This is a genomic window from Streptomyces lacrimifluminis (genome assembly GCF_014646095.1).
GTDB lineage: Bacteria > Actinomycetota > Actinomycetes > Streptomycetales > Streptomycetaceae > Streptomyces > Streptomyces lacrimifluminis.
Genome location: NZ_BMMU01000010.1, coordinates 33760 through 51695, shown reverse-complemented (window position 1 = coordinate 51695; position 17936 = coordinate 33760). Strand labels below are relative to the sequence as shown.

The 17936-nt window shown below is 71.9% G+C and carries 13 protein-coding genes and 1 pseudogene; 10 read left to right on the top strand and 4 right to left on the bottom strand.

Annotated features, from left to right (window positions below; all coding sequences use genetic code 11):
* Positions 1 to 286: 286 nt before the first annotated feature.
* The 5 genes from IEY89_RS16950 (at position 287) to IEY89_RS16930 (ending at position 10419) form a co-directional block, all read left to right on the top strand.
* Positions 287 to 3922, top strand: a complete 3636-nt coding sequence (locus IEY89_RS16950; RefSeq protein ID WP_189148403.1) for an FHA domain-containing protein — start codon at positions 287 to 289, stop codon at positions 3920 to 3922.
* A gap of 430 nt (positions 3923 to 4352) precedes the next feature.
* Positions 4353 to 5723 (top strand): ABC transporter substrate-binding protein, encoded by a 1371-nt coding sequence (locus IEY89_RS16945; protein ID WP_189148245.1) that lies wholly within the window; start codon positions 4353 to 4355, stop codon positions 5721 to 5723.
* 10 nt (positions 5724 to 5733) lie between these two features.
* Positions 5734 to 7086 carry a carbohydrate ABC transporter permease gene (locus IEY89_RS16940; protein ID WP_189148244.1) on the top strand — a complete coding sequence of 451 codons (1353 nt, stop codon included), beginning with the start codon at positions 5734 to 5736 and terminating at the stop codon, positions 7084 to 7086.
* Positions 7087 to 7184: 98 nt separating this feature from the next.
* Entirely contained in the window at positions 7185 to 7988 is an 804-nt protein-coding gene (locus IEY89_RS16935) for a carbohydrate ABC transporter permease (RefSeq protein ID WP_229695282.1), read from the top strand.
* 157 nt (positions 7989 to 8145) lie between these two features.
* Entirely contained in the window at positions 8146 to 10419 is a 2274-nt protein-coding gene (locus IEY89_RS16930; protein ID WP_189148242.1) for a bifunctional glycosyltransferase/CDP-glycerol:glycerophosphate glycerophosphotransferase, read from the top strand.
* Positions 10420 to 10450: 31 nt separating this feature from the next.
* Here IEY89_RS16930 and IEY89_RS16925 read toward each other — a convergent pair whose 3' ends face one another.
* On the bottom strand, positions 10451 to 10864 hold the full coding sequence (locus IEY89_RS16925) for an organic hydroperoxide resistance protein (RefSeq protein WP_189148402.1): 414 nt from the start codon (positions 10862 to 10864) through the stop codon (positions 10451 to 10453).
* A gap of 148 nt (positions 10865 to 11012) precedes the next feature.
* On the opposite strand from IEY89_RS16925, the gene IEY89_RS16920 reads away from it, so the two are divergent.
* On the top strand, positions 11013 to 11471 hold the full coding sequence (locus IEY89_RS16920; RefSeq protein ID WP_189148241.1) for a MarR family winged helix-turn-helix transcriptional regulator: 459 nt from the start codon (positions 11013 to 11015) through the stop codon (positions 11469 to 11471).
* A 100-nt stretch (positions 11472 to 11571) separates the two neighbouring features.
* Here the strand turns inward: IEY89_RS16920 and IEY89_RS16915 are convergent, their stop codons facing one another.
* On the bottom strand, positions 11572 to 13095 hold the full coding sequence (locus IEY89_RS16915; RefSeq protein WP_308437443.1) for a glycosyltransferase family 39 protein: 1524 nt from the start codon (positions 13093 to 13095) through the stop codon (positions 11572 to 11574).
* Positions 13096 to 13185: 90 nt separating this feature from the next.
* On the opposite strand from IEY89_RS16915, the gene IEY89_RS16910 reads away from it, so the two are divergent.
* The 3 genes and pseudogenes from IEY89_RS16910 to IEY89_RS40665 form a co-directional block, all read left to right on the top strand.
* A complete protein-coding gene (locus tag IEY89_RS16910) occupies positions 13186 to 14445 on the top strand; it encodes a glycosyltransferase 87 family protein (protein WP_189148240.1) in 1260 nt (419 codons plus the stop codon).
* Between the two features lie 74 nt (positions 14446 to 14519).
* A complete protein-coding gene (gene galE, locus IEY89_RS16905; protein WP_189148239.1) occupies positions 14520 to 15506 on the top strand; it encodes a UDP-glucose 4-epimerase GalE in 987 nt (328 codons plus the stop codon).
* Positions 15507 to 15513: 7 nt separating this feature from the next.
* Positions 15514 to 15642 (top strand): annotated as a pseudogene (locus tag IEY89_RS40665) (ADP-ribosylglycohydrolase family protein); the annotation flags it as partial.
* Between the two features lie 16 nt (positions 15643 to 15658).
* On the opposite strand, the gene IEY89_RS16900 reads toward IEY89_RS40665, so the two are convergent.
* A complete protein-coding gene (locus tag IEY89_RS16900) occupies positions 15659 to 16303 on the bottom strand; it encodes a response regulator (protein ID WP_189148238.1) in 645 nt (214 codons plus the stop codon).
* A 52-nt stretch (positions 16304 to 16355) separates the two neighbouring features.
* Positions 16356 to 17507 carry a sensor histidine kinase gene (locus IEY89_RS16895; RefSeq protein WP_189148237.1) on the bottom strand — a complete coding sequence of 384 codons (1152 nt, stop codon included), beginning with the start codon at positions 17505 to 17507 and terminating at the stop codon, positions 16356 to 16358.
* Positions 17508 to 17710: 203 nt separating this feature from the next.
* Between IEY89_RS16895 and IEY89_RS16890 the strand changes: the two genes are divergently transcribed.
* Positions 17711 to 17902: a hypothetical protein gene (locus IEY89_RS16890; RefSeq protein WP_189148236.1), complete on the top strand. Its 192-nt coding sequence runs from the start codon at positions 17711 to 17713 to the stop codon at positions 17900 to 17902.
* The last annotated feature ends 34 nt before the right edge of the window (positions 17903 to 17936 follow it).

Here is a 17936-nt window from a genome sequence, read left to right as displayed (position 1 = left end):
CCCCCTCGGTTGCCGAATCCCGAACGTGACCGATCTCAAATCGATTACCAAACCGATCCCAAACGGACAGGCGCCGGTCACTGGTCAGGCACTTTTGCGGGCAGAGGCGGCCATTCAAGATCACTTATGGGTGGGGGGCGGGCGCGTTGTCAGTGGCAGGTGCGAGGATGCCTCCAGTACTGGCCTACGTGCTCGGGTGTGGTGGGGGAAGTCCGCGGTGGTGGGACCCGTGGCGTGGCTTCGTCCTCCTTTCCGGGTGTCCGTGCAGAAGGGACCGCTGACGGCGATGCAGATCCGGCTGACCGTCGTAGACCCGCTGGGGCCGCCCTCGGAGCCGTGGGCGCGCGCCGCGAGCTGCGACGTACTGGTCACCGCTCCCGCCGGCACGGCGCTCGCCGCGGTCGCCTCGGCCCTGGCCTCGGTGGTCGCGGGCGACGGTGGTTCGTCCCAGCCGGAGCGCGGCGCAGGCCGCGAGAGCGGCGGCGCGGTGGTGCTGTACGCGGGCGACCAGCGCCTCGACACCCAGCGCTGCACCCTCGGTGAGCCCCCGCTGATCGACGGCGCCGTCCTCGCCCTGGGCACCCCCGCCGAGCCCGAGCCGCACCCCGAGGCGGACGAGGTGGCCGCCCAGCTGCACGTGGTCGCGGGACCGGACGCGGGCGGGGTCCATCTGCTGCACGGCGGCCAGATCACCATCGGCCGCTCCGCCGACGCCGACGTCCCGCTGGACGACCCTGACGTGTCCCGGCTGCACTGCGCGGTCACGGTCGCGGAGGACGGCCGCATAGCGGTCGCGGACCTCGCCTCCACGAACGGTACGACGCTGTCCGGCACCCGCCTCGGCACCCGCCCGGTCCGTCTCGCGCCGGGCGCGCTGCTGCGTATCGGCGAGTCGGCCCTGCGGCTGACACCGCCCGGGGACGCGGGCACACGCGTGGGCACGACCCCGGACGGCGAGGGGCACGTGCGCGTGAGTGTCGCCGACGGGCACGCGAAGGCGTCGGGGGGTACGGCGGACGGGTCGGAGACCACCGGGGCCCCCGGAACCACCGACGACACCCACAACAGACGCTCCTCCCCTACGGCATCCCCGTCCCGTCCGCTCCAGGTCCCTCCCGCGCGCGTGCAGCCGGGCGGCACGCCGAAGCCGCCCTCCGGGGAGACCCGTCACGCCTACGGTTCGGCGAGTCCGGGAGCTGCCGGGGGCGTGCCCGAGTCGCGTGCGGCGCATGGTTCGTCGGAGGCGGCGCAGCCGCTCGTCCCGGGGCAGGGCCGGGCGCCGCGGATCGAGAACCGGGGGGCCACCGGGCCCGCAGGCACAGCCGGGGCACCGGGCGGTGGCGGGGACACCCACGGCGCCGGGTTCTCCGTGGCCGGACCGGTGTCCGGGGCCGGCACGATACCCGGGGCACGCGCTCACGACGAGGCGGACGCGGATGCCTCCACGGACAGCGGACGCAAGGGAACGCCCCTTCGGGGGACGGACGTGCCGCCGGGTCTGCGCAGGCGCGGCGGGCTCTCCAAGTGGGCGCGACGGCTGACCGGCGGGCGCACGGAGCAGGAGACGCCCGAGGGCGAGGCGTACGAGGACGAGGGGCCCTCCTCCGACCCGGCGGCCCCGGAGTTCGCGGACGCGCCGCCGCAGGCACCGGAGAGCTGGCCCGACCCGGCGACGATGCTGCTCACGGCCCTGGGCCCCGGCCCCCGGCTCTGGGAGCGCGGCCCGGGACACCCGGAGGCACTCACGGTCCGGCTGGGTACGGCGGACCGCGCGGCCCCCGACGGCTCGGGGCTGCTGCCCGCCGTACCGGTGACCGCCGGGCTGCGTGAGGTCGGGGCACTGGGGCTGGCGGGGCCGCGCGCGCGGCTCGCCGGGCTGGCCCGCGCGGTGGTGGCCCAGCTGGCGGCGCTGCACTCGCCCGAGGCCCTGGAAATCGTCCTGATCAGCACGGACCGCTCACGCACCCCCGAGGAGCGCACCGCCGAGTGGTCCTGGCTCGGCTGGCTCCCGCATCTGCGCCCCGGGCACGGCCAGGACTGCCGCCTCCTCCTCGCCTACGACCGCGAACAGGCCACCGCCCGCGCCGACGAACTCCTGCGGCGCCTGGAGGACCACGACGCGGAGGCGGCGGCGAAGAGCCTCACCGGCGGCGGACAGCCCGAACAACATGCCCAGGGCGACCGGGGAGAGCCCCGGCGGCCCTCCTGGGCCCGGGACGACGACCCTGACGGGCCGGCGGACGGTTGCGCGGGCCCGTACACCGTGGTCGTCGTGGACGGGGACCCGGGCGGTGCGGCGGTCCGGGAGGCCGTCGCACGGCTGGCGTGGGAGGGACCGCGGGCCGGGATCCACGTCGTGTGCCTCGCGGAGACGGAGGCGGCGTCGCCCGCCTCACCGGTGACGGACACGTACGAGGCGGCGTGCGCGGCCTCGCCGCCGTTCCGTGAGTGCGGGGCGGTGGCACTGCTCAGCGGTGACGTGGCCACGGCGCTGCACGTGATGCGGGTGGCGCGGGCCGGGGTCACCGCACCCGGGCGGCCGGGCTCCCCCGACGGAGACTTGGCCGACGGGCCGGACCGGACTCCCGGGGGGAACGCCGGGCTGGTCGGCCAGGGTTCCGTCGCCGCCGTGGACGCCGTGTCCCTGGCCTGGGCGGAACGGTTCGCGCGGGCGCTGGCTCCGCTGCGCACCGACGGTGCCGCCGGCGGGCGGCAGCAGCGCGTCTCCGCACCCCTGCCGCAAGCGGCGCGGCTGCTCGACGAGTTGGGGCTCGCCCGGGCCACCCCGGCGTCTCTGATGGCCCGTTGGGCGGACGCCGCGGACGACAAGGAGACGCTCGGCGGCCGGGCCTGGGCCGTGCTAGGCGCCGGGCCGCGCGGGCCCGTCGGTGTGGACCTCGCGGCCGAGGGACCCCACCTGCTGATCGAGGGGCCGCCCGGCAGCGGGCGTACGGAGTTGCTGCGGGCGGTCGTCGCGTCGCTGGCCGCCGCCGAGCGGCCCGACCGGCTGGGCATCGTGCTGATGGACGGCAGGGACGGCACCGGGGGGAGCGGCGGCAGCGCGCAGCACGGGGAAGGGCTGCGGGTGTGCACCGACCTTCCGCATGTCACCACTCACCTCACGGCCAACGACCCGGTCCGCATGCGGGAGTTCGCCCAGTCGCTCAGCGCCGAGCTCAAGCGGCGGGCCGAGTTGCTCGGGCGGGTCGGGTTCGGCGAGTGGCACACCGGGCGCGAACTGTCCGGCCGGATCGGTCCGCAGCGGTCGGGGTCGGGGCTGAAATCGGCCAGTCATGGTTCGGTGGGCGCGGGGGCTGGGGCGGGGGAAGGCGCCGGGGATCTCGATTCGCCGCCCAGTTCGACGATGCGGTTGCGGCCGGCGGCGAATCGGCGGCGTACGGAGACACCGGCCCTGGCCCGTCTCGTGGTGGTCGTGGACGATCTGGACGCGTTGGTGTCGCCGGCGCTGGGATCGCCGGGGCGGCCGTCGGCGGGGTCCGTGGTGCGGGCGTTGGAGGCGGTGGCCCGGGAGGGTGAGCGGCTCGGGGTGCATCTGGTGGCCGCGGCGGGCGTCGGTGGGCGTACGGCGGAGACGGAACTGGCCCGGGGGGCCGCGCTGCGGGTCGTGCTGGACGCGCCGGCGCCGGGGCCGGACGAACCCGCGGCCGGGCGGGGGCGGCTGAGCGGGGCGGACGGGAGGAGCATCCCGTTCCAAGGGGGCCGGGTGACGGGGCGTATTCCGCGTACGGCGACGCTGCGGCCGACTGTCACCGCGCTGGACTGGCAGCGCATGGGGGATCCGCCGGCGCGGCGGCCGGTGCGGGAGCTGGGCAACGGACCCACTGACCTGGCGCTGCTGGCGAGTGCGCTGGAGCGGGCGGCGCGGTCGGTGTCGGCGGCGGAGGTGCCGTCGCTGTTGTGACCCGGGGGCGTTCCTCGCCCCCGCCGCCCCTACCCGTCCCATCCCGTTCCTGGGGGCTGCCCCCCCAGACCCCCAGCCCCCCCCTTCGGCCCTGAACGGGCCTCGTCCTCGAACTCCCCCAGAGGGGGGACCCCCAGACGGGCTGGAGGGTGCCGGCCGGGCCGGTTGGTGCCGGTCGGCGCTGAAGAGGTGTTGCCCTCGCTGGACGCAGGCGGTGAACGGGTGGGCGGGGTGGGTGGGAAAGCATTTCCAGGGCACCCGGTGGACAGACCGAGTCGGGTGGGCGGGCAGGAGAGCAAGGACACGACGCGGTCACGATCACCCGCTTGACACCCCAGGCGCACTTGCCGACCCCCACGACCCGGCGTAGACCAGAGCCCACGGGACAAGCGCCGAACACGTTCAACGCCGAACGACGAACGGGGCACACATGCGCAGCACGCTACGTACACGCACCCTGACCGCCTTCTCCGCCACAGCCCTCGCCCTCACCCTCACCTCCTGCGGCTCCGACGACGACCCGGGCGACAAGGGCACCGACACCAGCACGGGCACCGGCGGTGACACCTCCGCCTCCGTCGAACTCCCCAAGCTCGACGGCCAGACACTGGAGGTCGCCGCCGTCTGGACGGGGCCCGAGCAGGAGAACTTCACCAAGGTCCTGCGGGAGTTCGAGAAACGCACCGGCGCGAAGGTCAACTTCGTACCGACCGGCAACAACACCTCCACGTTCCTCGGTACGAAGATCCAGGGCGGCCAGCCCCCGGACGTGGCGTTCCTGCCGCAGGTCGGCGTACTGCACCAGTTCGCCGAGAAGGGCTGGCTCAAGCCGCTCGGCGCGGATGCCCAGGCCCAGCTCGACAAGAACTTCGACGCCGGCTGGAAGGAACTCGGCGCCTTCGAGGGCAAGCAGTACGGCATCTACGTCAAGGCTGCCAACAAGTCCCTGGTCTGGTACAACACCGCCGCGTTCGAGGCCGCGGGCCTCACCGACGTCCCCGCCACCTGGAAGGACTTCGTCGCCGCGGCCCAGACCCTGTCCGACGCCGGCTCCCCCGCCGTCTCCGTCGGCGGCGCCGACGGCTGGACCCTCACCGACTGGTTCGAGAACGTCTATCTCTCGCAGGCGGGCCCGGAGAAGTACGACCAGCTCGCCCAGCACGAGATCAAGTGGACCGACCCCTCCGTCAAGGACGCCCTGACCACCCTGGCCGAACTCTGGGGCAAGGACGATCTCCTCGCGGGCGGTCGTTCCGGCGCGCTGGCGACGGAGTTCCCGAAGTCGGTCATCCAGACCTTCTCCGGTGACACCCCGGCGGCGATGGTCTTCGAGGGCGACTTCGTGGCCGCCAACATCAACGCGGACACGAAGGCGAAGATCGGCACGGACGCGAAGGTCTTCCCGTTCCCGGCGGTCGGTGACCAGGCGCCCGTCGTCAGCGGCGGCGACGTCGCCGTGGCGCTGAAGGACGGCGCGGGCGCACAGGCTCTCCTGACGTTCCTGGGTTCGACCGACGCCGCCGAGATCTGGGCGGCCCAGGGCGGCTTCCTCTCGCCCAGCAAGGCGATGGACCAGTCGGCGTACAAGGACGACGTCACCCGGGACATCGCCAAGGCCCTCATCGCGGCCGGCGACGACTTCCGCTTCGACATGTCCGACCAGGCCCCGGCCGCCTTCGGCGGTACCCAGGGCGTCGGCGAGTGGAAGGACCTCCAGGACTTCCTGAAGAACCCGAAGGACATCGCGGGCACCCAGAAGAAACTAGAGGCCGACGCCGCCAAGGCGTACAAGAACGGCTGACGGCCCCGGCATGGAGTCGAAGACGGACACAGCCAACACGGCGCCGATCGCCCCGAGGGCAGCCAGGAACAAGAGCGTCACCGGCACCCGCTGGTGGGTGGCAGGACTGTTCCTGCTGCCCGCCCTGGTCCTGCTGGGCTCGCTCGTCGTCTACCCCATCGGCTACTCGATCTGGCGCAGCCTGTACGACGCCGACGGCTCGGGCTTCGTCGGCCTGGAGAACTACGGCGACATCTTCACGAACGACGCCACGCTGACCGCCGTACGCAACACGGCGATCTGGGTGGCGGTCGCGCCCGCCCTTGTCACCGCGCTCGGACTGATCTTCGCGGTGCTGACCGAACGGGTGCGCTGGGGTACGGCGTTCAAGCTGATCGTCTTCATGCCGATGGCGATCTCGATGCTCGCGGCGGGCATCATCTTCCGCCTCGTCTACGAGGCGGACCCGGACCAGGGTGTCGCCAACGCGATCGTGACGTCCGTGCACGACGCCTTCGTGGACGCCTCCGTCTATCCGAAGGCCCGCCCGAACGCCCAGGCCAGCGACCTCAAGGCGTCCGGCGGTGGCTCGTTCACCTCCACCGGAACCGTCAGCCCGGGCACCCCGGCGCTGCTGCCCCTCGTGGGCATCGCGCCCAACAAGCTCCCCGGCACTCCCGAGGACGCGAAGGCGGCCGGCGACTCCGGTTCCGGGATCAGCGGCACCGTCTGGCTGGACTTCAAGCTCGGCGGTGGCGGTACGAAGGGGCAGGTCGACCCGGGTGAGAAGGCCCTGGAGGGGGTCAAGGTCGAGGCCGTGAAGGACGGGAAGGTCGTCGCCTCGGCGACCAGCGGCGCCGACGGGACGTTCAGTCTGTCCGCCGACGCCGACGGGGCCCAACTGCGTCTGCCGGGCTCGAACTTCGCCGCCGCCTACAGCGGGATCGACTGGCTCGGTCCCACCCTCGTCACCCCGGCCATCATCGGCAGCTACACGTGGATGTGGGCCGGGTTCGCGATGGTCCTTATCGCGGCGGGGCTCGCGGGCGTGGACCGGAATCTGCTGGAGGCGGCGCGCGTCGACGGCGCCAACGAGTGGCAGGTGTTCCGGCGGGTCACCGTACCGCTCCTCGCACCCGTCCTGGTCGTCGTGCTCGTCACACTGATGATCAACGTGATGAAGGTGTTCGACCTCGTCTACATCATCGCCCCGCAGCCCAGTCAGGACGACGCCAACGTCCTCGCGCTCCAGTTGTTCCTGTCGTCGTTCGGCGGGGGCGGCAACTACGGCGTCGGCAGCGCGATCGGCGTCATTCTGCTGCTGCTCGTCCTGCCGGTGATGTTCGTCAATCTGCGCCGACTCAGGAAGGAGCGTCAGCGGTGACGGCTCTCGACCCGCCCGTCGATCCAACCCTCGACCGGCCCGTGCGCGCCAAGCGCTCCCTCGCCGCCCGCCTGGCCGCCGGCGCCGCGGGCGGTGTGATGCGGTTCTTCCTCATCCTCGTCGCGCTCATCTGGATGGTGCCGACGTTCGGGCTGCTCGTGTCGTCGTTCCGCAACCCGACGGACATCTCCACCTCCGGGTGGTGGAAGGTGTTCACCGCGCCCGGGCAGCTGACCGCCAAGAGCTACCGGACGCTGCTGGAGAACGACGCGATCACCAGCTCCCTCCTCAACACCGTCTGGATCACGGTCCCGGCGACACTCCTGGTCGTCATGATCGGCGCGATGGCCGGATACGCCTTCGCCTGGATGGACTTCAAGGGGCGCGACTGGTGGTTCCTGGTCGTCGTCGCGCTGCTCGTCGTACCCGTGCAGGTGGCGCTGATCCCGCTCTCCGATCTCTTCGGGAAGCTCGGGATCTTCGGCGACATCATCGGGGTGGTGCTGTTCCACGTGGGGTTCGGGCTGCCGTTCGCGATCTTCCTGCTGCGGAACTTCTTCGCGGAGATCCCGCGCGAGCTGCTGGAGGCGGCCCGGCTGGACGGCGCGGGCGAGATGCGGCTGTTCGCGACCGTCGTCATGCCGCTCGCCGCGCCCGCCATCGCGTCCCTGGGGATCTTCCAGTTCCTGTGGGTGTGGAACGACATGCTGGTCGCGCTGGTGTTCTCCGACTCGCAGTCGCAGCCGCTGACGGTCGCGCTCCAGCAGCAGGTACGGCAGTTCGGCAGCAACATCGAGGTGCTGGCGCCGGGTGCGTTCATCTCGATGGTCATTCCGCTGGCCGTGTTCTTCGCGTTCCAGCGGCAGTTCGTGTCGGGGGTGATGGCGGGCGCGGTCAAGTAACGGGCACCGGTCGAGTAAACGGATAAGCATCCCACTTGTGGGGTTACGGGTTCAAACGTCCATGTCCCCCACATGCCGCAATCGGCGTAACCAAGTCACTCCATCGGCCGTTCCCGGGCTGTAGGCCCGCGCCGCCCCGCCGACCCATGGATGTGCCTTGCCCAGGTTCAGTGTCATCGTCCCCGCGTACAAGGTTCAGGCGTATCTGCAGGACTGCCTGGAATCGGTGCTCGGCCAGTCGTATCCGGATCTCGAAGTGCTCGCCGTCGACGACGGCTCACCCGACGCCTGCGGTGCGCTCGTCGACGAGTTCGCTGCACGCGACGCCCGTGTGCGCCCCGTCCACCTGCCGGAGAACGGCGGGGTGGGCGTGGCGCGCAACGCGGGGATCGAGCACGCGACCGGGGACTATCTCGTCTTCGTCGACGGCGACGACACCCTCGCCCCGGACGCCCTGCGGGCGATCGCCGACCGGATCAAGGAGGCGGGCGACCCGGACGTCGTCGTCTACGACCACGCCCACGCCCTGTGGACCGGCGAAACGATCCGCAGCCCGTTCCTCCATCAGCTCACCGAGCAGGGTCCCGTCCCCTTCCGGCTCGACGACCGGCCGCTGCTGCTCAAGCTGCCGCTGGTGGCCTGGAACAAGGCGTACCGGCGGGAGTTCGTCGAGCGCGAGGGTCTCACCTTCGCACCCGGCGCCCACACGGACACCTCCTGGACGGTCCCGGCGCTGCTGGCCGCCGGGTCGGTCGCGACCCTGGACCGGGTCTGCGTCCACCACCGCCGCCGGCGGCAACTCACCGGCGCTCCCACCGGTGAGGGGCACTTCGACATCCACGAGCAGTACGACCGGGTCTTCGCGTTCGTCGACGCGCGGCCCGAACTCGCGCACTGGCGGCCGGTGTTGTTCCGCCGGATGGTCGACCAGCTGGTGTCGGTGCTGGCCCGCCCGGACCGGCTGCCGCGCACCGCCCGTGCCGAGTTCCTGCGCAGGTCCCGGGCCCACTACCGGCGTTACCGCACCCCGGGTGCCGCCGTACCGCTGCACGCGCGGCTGCGGCACCTCCTCGTCCGGACGGGCAGCTACCGCACGTATCGGACGGTACTCCTGGCGTCCGCCCTGCGCCGACACACCACCCGCCTGGTCAAGTCCCTTGCACGCAGCGTCCGTTCGGCATCTCTGCGGCTGCACTACGGGGTCCAGCGGCGGCTGCCGCTGCGCGCCGACCGGGCCGTCTTCACCAGTCACTCCGGGCGCGGGTACGGCTGCAACCCGGGCGCCCTGGAAGCCGCGTTCCGTTCCTTCGTGCCGGGCATGCGGACGGCGTGGGTCGCCCGCCCCGAGCACCACCACACGCTCCCGACGGCGACCGCCCGGGTGCGACCGGGCACCGCCGCCTACTGGACGGCGTTGGCCCGCTCCAAGTACCTGGTGAACAACGCGAGTTGGGACGAGAAGTTCGTGAAGCGGGCCGGGCAGGTGGTGATCCAGACGCAAGCCGGGACGCCGCTGAAGCGCATGGGCCTCGACCTCCAGGACCGGCCGGCCGCGGCCCGTGACACCGACTTCACCGCACTCCTCGCGGACGTCGACACCTGGGACCACTGTCTGTCGGCCAACCGCCACTCGACCCTCGTGTGGGAGCGGGTCCTCCCCGGCGGCTACACCACTCTCGAAACCGGGCAGCCCCGCAACGACGTGTTCCAGCAGGCGACCTCGGCGGACGTGACCCGGCTGCGCGAGTCCCTCGGCATTCCGGAGGGTTCGGTCGCGATCCTGTACGCGCCCACCCAGCGCGACTATCTGCGCGGCCCCCGCCACACCCTCGACCTGGAACGCGTCCTGCGCCAACTCGGCCCGCGCTACGTGCTGTTGGCCCGTGCCCACCATCTCTACGACGCCCCGCTGACGCCCGCTTCCGGCGGCCGGCTCATCGATGTGACCGACCATCCGAGCATCGAGTCGCTGTGCCTCGCCTCGGACGCGCTGGTCACCGACTACTCGTCGCTGATGTTCGACTACGCCAACCTGGACCGGCCGATCGTGATCCACTCGGACGACTGGGAGGCGTACGAGGCGGCCCGTGGCACCTACTTCGACCTGCGCACCTTCCCGCCGGGCGCGTTCGCGCGCAGCGAGGACGAGCTGATCGACATCTTCGCGACCGGCCACTGGCGGGGTTCACGCTCCGCACAGCTGCGCGGAGCGTTCCGCGAGCGGTTCTGTCAGTACGACGACGGGCGCGCCGCCGAACGGGTCGTCCAGCGGCTGGTGCTGGGCCGGACGGCCGGGCGGACAGCGGTCACTCCGCTCGGCGATCGTCACCCGGCGCCATCGGCGGCAGCAACGCTCGCGGGCGCACCGCTCGCGAGCGTGCCGCACCCGCAGTCCAGCACCGACGGCACGCCCGTCCCCACCTGCTCCTGATCACGTCCTGCTCGATGGACCGAGCGGCGTACTACTCGATGACGAGCTCGACCTCGATGTTGCCGCGCGTCGCGTTGGAGTACGGGCAGACCTGGTGGGCCTGCTCGACCAGCTTGCGGCCGGTCTCCGCGTCCACGCCGTCGGGCAGCTCGACGCGGAGGGCGACCTTGAGGCCGAAGCCCTCGCCCTGCTTGCCTATGCCGACCTCGGCGGTCACGGCGGCGTCACTGACGTCGACCTTGGCGGCGCGGCCGACCAGGCCCAGGGCGCTGCCGAAACAGGCGGCGTAACCGGCGGCGAAGAGCTGCTCGGGGTTGGTTCCGGCGCCGTTGCCGCCCAGCTCGACCGGCATGGCGAGCGGGAGGTCGACCTTGCCGTCGGAGCTGACGGCGCGGCCCTCGCGGCCGTGCGTGGCGGTGGCGACTGCGGTGTAGATCGCGTCCATGGAACCCGTCCCTCTCATCGAGCTCATCAACATCAGAGCTTCTTTAGCTTCTTGCCGGAGCCTTCTGGGGGCTCCTTGACGAAGATAAGTAGAGCACACAATTCAATTGTGCACAACTAGATGGTGGGCAAAGAGGTATCGTGGAGGTATGTCAGCAACCTCCGCCGAGGACTTCCTCCGTCTCGACCAGCAGATCTGCTTCTCCCTGAACGCGGCGTCGCGCGCCTTCAACGGCGTCTATCGCGTGGTCCTCAAGGACCTCGGGCTCACCTACCCCCAGTACCTGGTGATGCTCGTGCTGTGGGAGCACGGACAGCTGCCCGTGAAGAAGGTCGGCGAACACCTGCGCCTCGACTCCGGCACGCTGTCACCGCTGCTCAAGCGACTGGAGACGGCCGGTCTCGTCCGGCGCGAGCGCAGCGCCCGGGACGAGCGGTCGGTGGAGGTGCGGGCGACCGAGGAGGGGCTCGCGCTGCGCGAGCGGGCACTTCAGGTGCCGCGCCGGATCGTCGCGGCGACCAGTTTCGACGTGGACGAGATCCGGGCGTTGCGGGCTCGCCTGGACGAGCTCACCGTCGCCCTGGACGCGGCGGCGCTGGACGCGTAGGCGCTGTGCCTGTGCCTGTGCCTGTGCCTGTGCCGCAAAGGCTGAGGTGTGTCGGTCGGCTGCCGCGCCGTCGTGGCTGGTCGCGCAGTTCCCCGCGCCCCTACGGGGCGCCCCCGCGTCGGGGCGCCGGCGTGAGCCTGCGTTCGTAGAGTTGCAGCGTTACGCCGCTGCCCCTGAACTCCCGGCGCGGCTCGAACTCCTCCCTCACCACCGTCAGTTTGGTCCGTTCGGTCGGGTCGGCCGGGTGCCAGGTCGGGCGTAGGGCGTACGGTTCCGCGACCAGCCATACGTGGTCCAGTCCCGCCAGTCGCCGCCGTAGCGCGGCCGGGTTCGTCTCGACGCCGTACAGCGTGCCGGACAGGGGCGCGGACTCGGCGAGTGCCACGTCCCGGGTGCCGCGGAACCCCTTCGGGTACGCCAGTGCCGAGCGCCGTCCGATGGCCGGCAGGAACAGCACCGGGTCACCGGGGCGCAGTTCACGGGCCGCGAGCGCGGAGGCGACGGCCAGGTTGTCGCCGCCGCGCTGAGCCATGGAACGGTCCTGCCGGAGCAGTGGCAGCTGGTGCGCGCAGACGAGGGCCACGGCGAGGACCCCGGCCAGGGTGACGGTCACCCGGGGCAGGCGCGGCAGCGCCCGCGCGATGCGGTCGGCCCCGGCGGCGACGAGAAGAGGGGCCCCGGCGAGGGCGTACAGGACGTAACGGGCGTCGTAGAGCGGTGACCACTGGGAGACGGTCATGAGGAGCACGGGCGGTACGACGAGCAGCGGGAGGGCGACGGCGGGGAGGGTCGGGCCACGGCCCGGGTGTTGACCCCATGGGCGACTCGACGCGACGTAGATGAGGATCAGACAGGGCGCGAGAACCTCGTCCGTCGGGCCGGCGAACTGGCGTACGAGGTGGTCCACACTGTGCCGGCCGGGTGGCCGCAGCCACGCCACCTGTGCCGACTGGGCGTGCGAGAGCAGCGCCAGCGGGAGCAGCGTCGACGCCACAGCGCCGGCCGCGCACAGCCAGCCCGCCCACACCCGCCGGGGGACGCGGACGAGCGCGAGGGTCACGGCGTGCGCGAGGAGCAGCAGTACGGCGAACTCGTGGAGGAGACAGGTGACGGCGACGACCACGCCGTACGGCACCCAGGAGCGGCCCCCGACCGCCCGGACCAGCAGCAGCGTCGCCCCGGCCGCGCCGGCGGCGACCATGGCGTACGACCGGCCCTCCTGGGCGTAGTGACCGACCATCGGGTTGACCGCGTACAGCAGACCGGCCCAGAGGCCGACGCGCGGGCGGGCCAGACGGGCGCCGAGGGCCGCGACGAGGCCGGCGGTGGCGGCTGCGGCGAGGACGGACGGAAGCCGCAGGAGGATCTCGCCCGGATGGACGGCGAGGACGGGCCGCATGAGCAGGTAGTAGAGGCCGTGCACGGCGTCGACCTCGTGCAGCAGCCGCCAGATCTGCGGCACCGTGCGCCGCGCGACCTGGAAGGTGGCCGCCTCGTCGCGCCATATGCCGCCCCGGTCGAGCCCCCAGCAGCCGAACGCCAGCATGACGGCCATGGGGATCACGGGGACCGCGACGGCGGCTGTCTTCTTGTTCATCTCCTTGTTCATCGGTCTGTTGATCACGGGCCTGATTTTGTGCGATGAGACAACCATTGTTGGCGATTGGTGATGAATTGCCGTGAATGTTCCCTTCCTGCGGCTTACGATCCCGCCGTGACGAGACCCCCCGCCCCCCTCGCCCGCCTCCTCACCCTCGCCGCCGGCTGGGCCGCCTCCCGGGCGCTGATGCTGTGGCTGCTGGTCCACGACGACCTCCCGCTGCTCGGCGGCGGCGCGGTGGCGCGTGAGGTGCAGCGGCTGTACTTCCGCTGGTACGGCGTCCTCACCCAGGGCACGTTCCCGGCGGACGACAGGCTGTGGCAGTACCCGCCGGGCGCGGGTCCGGTGCTGCTGTCGCCCGCACTGCTGCCGACGCTGACGTATTTCGAGGCGTTCGTGGCGCTCACGCTCGCCGCCGACCTCCTGATCCTGCTGGCCCTCACGCGCGCGGGGAGGCGTCCGGGCCGTTCACTGCGTGGTGCCGTGTACTGGACGGCGAGCCTGCCGCTTCTCCTCCATGTGCCGCTCGCGCGCTACGACGTGCAGGTCACGGCGTTCGCCGTCATCTCCCTGTTGACGTTGTCGCGCTCCCCGCGCGCGTGCGGCGCGTTCGCGGCACTGGGTGCCCTGGTGAAGGTCTGGCCCGCGCTGGTACTGCTGGGTATGCCGAAGGGCCGTACGACCCGGTCGGCGTGGACGTCCGCGACGGTCACGGCGACGGCGGCGCTGGCGCTCCTGGCGGTGGCCTTCAGCAATCCCCTCTCCTTCCTGCGTCAGCAGGGCGGTCGGGGCGTGCAGATCGAGTCGTTCGGCGGCACCGCGCTCTCCCTCGCCACGCGCGCCGGGTGGGAGGGGCGCGTGCGCTACCAGTACGGCGCGATGGAGTTCGTGGGCCCGTACGTCTCGGCGGTGGCCGCGCTGTCCCTCGCCCTGACGGCCGTGGCGTTCGGTGTTCTGCTGCTGTGGCGGGTGCGGGCCCGGCACTGGACGGAGGCGACTCCGTTCGACGCGGCGCTGACGGCCGTACTCCTCTTCACGGTCACCAGCCGGGTGATCAGCCCGCAGTACCTGGTCTGGCTGCTCGGACTGGCCGCCGTGTGCCTGACCTCGCGGTGCACCAGCCAGCGCCCGGTGGCGTGGCTGCTGCTGGCGGCCTCGGCGGTCAGCGGACTCGACTACCCGGTCCTGTACGCCGAGGTCGTGCACTGCACCTGGACGGGGGTGACGGTGATGGTCGTACGCAACGGTCTGCTGGCCGCGGCGGCGATCCTGTCCTTCGTACGGCTGTGGCGCTCGGCCCGCCCGGCCGTGCTTCCGCCTCCGGCCCCTTCTTTCGTTCGTCCGCGGCCCGAGCGGGAACTTAGTGCGCCTTAACGGGAGTTAGCTGACAAAGTACAACCCACCGATCGACCAACCGATCACCCGACCACACGAGGGGGCGGCCGCAGATGACCTGGCTGATCACCGGCGGCGCCGGCTACATCGGGGCGCACATCGTGCGCGCGATGACCGAAGCGGGCGAACGGACCGTGGTGTACGACGACCTGTCCACCGGAATCGCCGAGCGCGTGCCGGACGGCGTACCGCTGGTGGTCGGCTCGACCCTGGACGGTGAGCGGGTGGCGCGTGCCATGGGGGATCACCAGGTGACGGGCGTGGTCCATCTGGCGGCGAAGAAGCAGGTGGGCGAGTCGGTGGACCGCCCCCTGCACTACTACCGGGAGAACGTGGAGGGACTGCGCGTCCTGCTGGACGCGGTCACGGCGGCCCGCGTCCCGTCGTTCGTGTTCTCGTCCTCGGCGGCGGTGTACGGCATGCCGGACGTGAACCTGGTGACGGAGGACACGCCGTGCGAGCCGATGAGCCCGTACGGCGAGACGAAACTGGCGGGTGAGTGGCTGGTCCGCGCGACGGGCCGGGCGACGGGTCTCGCCACAGCCTCCCTCCGCTACTTCAACGTGGCGGGAGCGGCGGCCCCGGAGCTGGCGGACGTGGGCGTCTTCAACATCATCCCCATGATCTTCGAACGTCTGACGGCCCATGAGCCCCCGCGCGTCTTCGGCGACGACTACCCGACCCCGGACGGCACCTGCGTCCGGGACTACATCCACGTGATGGACCTGGCGGAGGCCCATGTGGCGACGGCCCGGGCGCTGGAGGCGGCACCGGGCCGCGAACTCACCCTCAACATCGGCCGGGGGGAGGGCGTTTCGGTCCGCGAGATGATCGACCTCGTGAACGACGTCACGGGCCGCGCCCTGGCCCCGGTCGTGACCCCGCGCCGCCCGGGCGACCCGGCAAGGGTCGTCGCCTCGGCCGACCGCATCGCCACAGAACTGGGCTGGAAGGCGAAACACGATGTCCAGGACATGATCACCTCGGCGTGGGAGGGCTGGACGCGCCTGCATCCGGAGGCGGGGACGACGGCACCCTAGCCGCACCGCGGGCGCGGTGTACGGCGTCACCGGCATCCCCGCCCGTTGGACCGGGCCGTTGCACGTACCCCTGCCGGGTTTCGGCGAACGGGTGCTGCACGCGCCGGAGTTGGAGACGCTGGCGCGCAGCCTGGCCAACCGGTGGCCGGCTCCTACTGGTTGTTCAGATACGCCAGTACCGCCAGTACCCGGCGATGTCCGCTGTCGCTCGGGGGCAGGCCCAGCTTCAGGAACACGTTGCCGATGTGTTTGCTGACCGAGCGGTCCGTGACCACCAGGGTCTTGGCGATCGTCGTGTTGTCGTGGCCCTCCGCCATCAGCTTGAGGACCTCGCGCTCGCGCGGGGTGAGGGAGTCGAGGGGGGAGTCGCGGCGGCGGGTGAGGAGCTCGGTGACGACTTCGGGGTCGAGGGCCGTGCCGCCGGCGGCGACGCGGTCCAGGGCGTCGAGGAACTCGTCGACCCTGCCCACGCGGTCCTTCAGGAGGTAGCCGACGCCGCTCGCACCGCCACCCAGCAGCTCCGCCGCGTACGACTCCTCCACGTACTGGGAGAGGACCAGCACCGGGAGGCCGGGGATCCGCGCCCTCGCCTCCAGCGCCGCGCGCAGACCCTCGTCGCGGAAGCCGGGAGGCATCCGGACGTCCAGGACCGCGGCGTCCGGGCGGTGTTCGAGGAGGGCCGGCAGTACCTCGGGGCCGCTGCCCACTTCGGCCAGGACCTCGTGACCGGCCGACGTCAGCAGCAGGACGAGGCCTTGTCTCAGCAGGGCGTTGTCCTCGGCGATCACTACGCGCATGACGGTCCTGTTCTCGATCCGGTCCAGCCCGCCGGCTGTGCGGCGGTCGCCCTCACCATACGCAGGGCAGTTCCACCTCGATCACGGTCGGCCCCCCTACCGGGCTCGACACGTCCACGCTGCCGTCCAGCGCGGCCACCCGGCGGCGCATCCCCAGCAGTCCGGTGCCGCCCCTCTCGTCGGCGCCGCCCTTGCCGTGGTCGCCCACCCGGACCTTCAACCCTCTTGGTACGCGGGCGAGTTCGACCCAGGCGGTCGGCGAGCCGCTGTACTTCGACGCGTTCGTCAGCGCCTCGGCGATCACGAAGTACGCGGCGGCCTCCACCGCCGCGGGCGCCCGTACGCCGTCCTCGACACCGTCGTCGACCACCCCGACCTCCAGGCCGCTGCTCGACGCCAGGGCCCGTACGGCACCCACCAGCCCCCGGTCCGTGAGGATCGGCGGATGGATGCCGCGCACCACGTTGCGCAGCTCGGTCAGCGCCTCCTCGGCCTGGTCCTGGGCGTCCTCCAGCAGCTTGCGGGCGGCGTCCGGGTCACGGTCGTAGGCCCGTTTCGCGAGGCCGATCCGCATGGACAGGGAGACCAGACGGGCCTGGGCGCCGTCGTGCAGGTCCCGTTCGATGCGCCGGAGTTCGGCCCCGTGCGCGGCGACCGCGTCGGCCCTGGTCGCCTTCAGCTGCTCGACGCGCAGGGCGAGCCGCGCCTTGGGCGAGGGCTTGAGCAGGGCGGCCGACCAGGAGGCATCGAGGTCGGCGAGCCTGCTGATCAGGGGGAGGACGACCGCCTCGCGGCGCAGCAGTCCGGACCACACACCGTCGACGACCAGACCCACCGGCCAGAGCGGGATCATCAGCAGCGGCAGGGCGCCGTACACGTAGTGGGCGAGCATCCAGCGCAGGTCGGTGCGCGTACCGGGGTCGCGGACGACGATGCGCAGCTTCTCCTTCAGCCTGCCCTCGATGGGCAGATACACCTCGGGGATCTCCACGCCCGACCACTCGGTCGCCATCCGCCGCTTGGTGCCCGCGATCCGGCGGATGAGCAGGACCGTCTCGGGGAGCATCCCGATGCCGACGACCGCGAGCGAGACGGTGGCCGTGATCAGCAGGACGGTGATGAAGATGTACGAGCCGAAGGCCAGGATCGCCACCGCGACCAGCTGGACCGTGGCCCGCGCTGCTTGCCGCAGTGTCTTCCACATGGTCATCAGGCTAGGCGACGGGCCGGCGGGAGCGCGGGAGACCGGGCTCCCGGACGGTGGTGCAGCCCGCTACACCACCGGTTCGGGAGAGCACTCCCTCGTGGCGGCGGGTGGATGCCGGGATCGTTGATCTCGGCAGTTCACGGCTCCCCCACTCGGCTCGCACCGGTCGGAAGCAGCCACCCACCCCGGAAGGAAATCCCATGCAGTCGCTCCTCTCGTCCCGCCCTGTCCTCTGGTTCCTGTTCCTCTTCAACCTCACCGTGGCCGCGGTCGCCCCCTTCGCCATGGGCGGCACCCAGGGCCTGGTGACCAGTGCGGGTATGGGTGTCGTGTCCCTGGGGGCGGGGTCCGCCCTGCTGAAGGGCCGAAGGCAAGCAGCGCAGCAGGCCTGAATCAGCGGAGGGAACGGGGGCGGGGGGGGGGGGG